This is a genomic window from Agromyces humi, from assembly GCF_009720255.1.
GTDB classification, from domain to species: Bacteria; Actinomycetota; Actinomycetes; order Actinomycetales; family Microbacteriaceae; genus Agromyces; species Agromyces humi.
The window spans coordinates 1-2867 of the sequence record NZ_WJSP02000434.1; the positions used below are offsets into that span (position 1 = coordinate 1).

Sequence of the window (2867 nt, forward strand, 5' to 3'; positions counted from 1 at the left end):
TCACCGTCACCGCCGCCAACCGCCGCGGCGCCACCTCGCACACGTTCACCGTCACCGTGAACCCCGCCGGGCTCCTCACCATCACCCCGCTGTTCCAGATCGGCGACCCGGCCGACGGTGCCCTCGTGAGCGAGCGCGACACCGCGAACATCGTGGAGGTGCTCGGCGACGGGTCGCTGCGCGTCGCCGCCACCGTGCCCGGGGTCGTTCCCGGCGGCGAGGGAGGCCTGCTCGGGCTGGCGTTCCGGCCCACGGACGGCGACGATCCCGACTTCGTCTACGCGTACTTCACCGCGGCATCCGACAACCGCATCGTGCGGATGCCGCTCACTGGCGCCGCCGGCTCACTGGCCCTCGGGGCGCCCGAGGACGTGCTCACCGGCATCCCCAAGGCGGGCAACCACGACGGGGGCCGCCTCGGATTCGGACCCGACGGGTTCCTCTACGCCACCGCCGGCGACGCCGGCAACCGCGACGTCGCGCAGGACCCGAACTCCCTCTCGGGCAAGATCCTGCGGATGACCGCCGACGGGCAGCCCGCCCCGGGCAACCCGTTCGGCAACCTCACGTGGTCGTACGGGCACCGCAACCCGCAGGGCATCGCGTGGGACGCCAACGGCGACCTCTGGGCGGCGGAGTTCGGGCAGAACACCTGGGACGAGCTCAACCGCATCACCCGCGGCGCGAACTACGGATGGCCGGTGGTGGAAGGCCAGGCCGGGGACCCGCGCTTCATCGACCCCGTGCAGCAGTGGGCCACGTCGGAAGCCAGTCCGAGCGGACTCGCGATCGTCGGCGACACGCTCTTCCTCGCCGCGCTCCGCGGCGAGCGGCTCTGGTCGATCGCGCCGGCCACGACGGGTTCGGCGCTCGCCGCGACGCCATGGTTCACCGGTGAGCTCGGGCGCCTGCGCGACGTGACCGCCGGTCCCGACGGCGAACTGTGGTTCATCGGCAACAACACCGACGGCCGTGGCGATCCCTCCCCCGGCGACGACAAGCTCTTCCGGGTGCGCCTCGCACCCGCGTAGGCCGGGCCGACGGATGCCGCCGCGAGACGCGCACCCTTTCGGGGGTCACCGCCTCCTGCCGCGCAGCGTTCCGCGGGATTATCCTCATCCCATGGCGGATCTCGAGCGGGTGCGACGGTGGGCCGACGCGCTCATCGCCCTGCACCTCGATCCCACCGTGTGGAGCTTCGGCTTCGACAACGCCAAGAAGCGCGCCGGCCTCTGCAACTACACCGCCAAGCACATCTCGGTCTCGCGCTACCTCGCCGCCCGCTACGACGACGACGAGATCCACCAGATCCTGCTGCACGAGGTCGCGCACGCCCTCGCCGGCCCGCGCGCAGGACACGGTGCCCGGTGGGTCACCATCGCGACGGAGCTCGGCTACGTGGGCCGACGCACGCACGACGGAGAGGTCGCGCACGAACTCGCCCCGTGGGTGGGGCAGTGCCCCGCGGGGCACGAGCATTTCCGCTACCGTGAACCCCAGCGCCCCCTGAGCTGCGGCCTCTGCCGTCGCGGCTTCGACCGGGCGAACCTCATCGTGTGGCGTCATCGCGAGATCACGCCGGCGATACGGCGGCGGGCCGCGAGCGCGGCCGCCGGCTGAGCGCCGCCTCGGCCGGGCCGCCGGAACGCATGCCCGCCCGAGCATGCGTGCCACTCGAACGCGCGGATGCGGCATCCGTCACTGCCAAGGATGGTTCAATGCCCGTCTCGACCGTGTCGATCCCCATCGGACAGTGGTTCACCTCCGCCGAGGGCACCCGCTGGTGGTTCGACTCGGGCTCGTTCGCGCTCGACTTCGCGTACACCGGTCCGATGCGCGGGGCGCGGGAGGCCGAGTTGCTGCACTCGCCCGACGACCTCACCGGGTGGATGCGCGAGCGGTTCCCCGTCGCCGTCGGGGCGGCCCGCTCCCGCGACCTGTTCGACGCGATCTCCCTCCGCGACGCGATCGGGCGCATGGCCGTCGCGGCCGCCGAGGACGACGCGCCACGTTCGGCGGACATCGACCTCGTCAACCTCTATGCCGCCACGCCCGACATTCCGCCGGTGCTCGGCGGCGGCTCGAGGCAGGCGGGTCGCTCGGTGCAGACGGTCGGACAGGCCCTGTCGACGATCGCCCGCGACGCCGTCGACCTGTTCGACCCCGCGAACACCGGACGCATCCGCGAGTGCGACGGCGCCGACTGCGGCATGGTCTACCTCGACACCTCGCGCGCGGCCACCCGCCGATGGTGCTCGATGCAGCGCTGCGGCAACCGGGCGAAGGTGCGGGCGCACCGGGCCCGGAAGGCGGTGCAGGCGGCGGCCTGATCCGGCCGGCCCGTGGCGGGCGAGTGCAGCGCCCTCCCGCGTCAGGCGCGGAAGACGCCGTGCCGCAGCTCGGGCACGACCTCGGCGACGTCGAGCTCGGTGGCGAAGCGCACGTCGGCGCGGAACCCCTGCTCGACGAGCTCGACCGCACTGCCCGACGCACCGATGAGGTGGGTGGCGGCGTGCTGGAGCCCCTCGAAGGCGGCGCAGGCGACGGCCGCTTCGGGCGACGTGTGGTCGATGCCCAGGCCGACGAGCGCGTCGACGACGGCGCCGGCCGCGAGCTGATCCTCGATCGCGAACCGGATCGCGTCGGCGGCAGTTGCGCCGGCGGCGACGGCACTCCCGTGCGACGGCCGCTCGCCCGCGGCGACGATCGCGACCACGGTGCGTTCACCGCGTTCCTCCTGGAGAGCGAGAACGCCAGCGTCACCTCGGCGATGGTCCAGCCGGTCTCCGCGGCGATCGCGGGCGCAGCCACGATGAGGGCGTAGTACAGGATGCCCCAGCTGACGACCTGCCCGACCGAGAGCGCCG

The 2867-nt window shown here is 73.1% G+C and carries 4 protein-coding genes; 3 read left to right on the forward strand and 1 reads right to left on the reverse strand.

Annotated elements, in window-relative coordinates; all coding sequences use genetic code 11:
* The 3 genes from GH736_RS20415 to GH736_RS20425 form a co-directional block, all read left to right on the forward strand.
* Positions 1-1031 (forward strand): PQQ-dependent sugar dehydrogenase (locus tag GH736_RS20415; RefSeq protein WP_159606591.1); only part of this gene is annotated, 1031 nt, incomplete at its 5' end.
* 91 nt (positions 1032-1122) lie between these two features.
* Entirely contained in the window at positions 1123-1620 is a 498-nt protein-coding gene (locus GH736_RS20420; protein ID WP_159606593.1) for a SprT-like domain-containing protein, read from the forward strand.
* A 98-nt stretch (positions 1621-1718) separates the two neighbouring features.
* Complete coding sequence (locus GH736_RS20425; RefSeq protein WP_159606595.1) at positions 1719-2330, forward strand: CGNR zinc finger domain-containing protein; 612 nt, start codon at positions 1719-1721, stop codon at positions 2328-2330.
* Positions 2331-2371: 41 nt separating this feature from the next.
* Here the strand turns inward: GH736_RS20425 and GH736_RS20430 are convergent, their stop codons facing one another.
* Positions 2372-2716, reverse strand: a complete 345-nt coding sequence (locus tag GH736_RS20430) for a 2-phosphosulfolactate phosphatase (protein WP_235934554.1) — start codon at positions 2714-2716, stop codon at positions 2372-2374.
* Between the last annotated feature and the right edge of the window lie 151 nt (positions 2717-2867).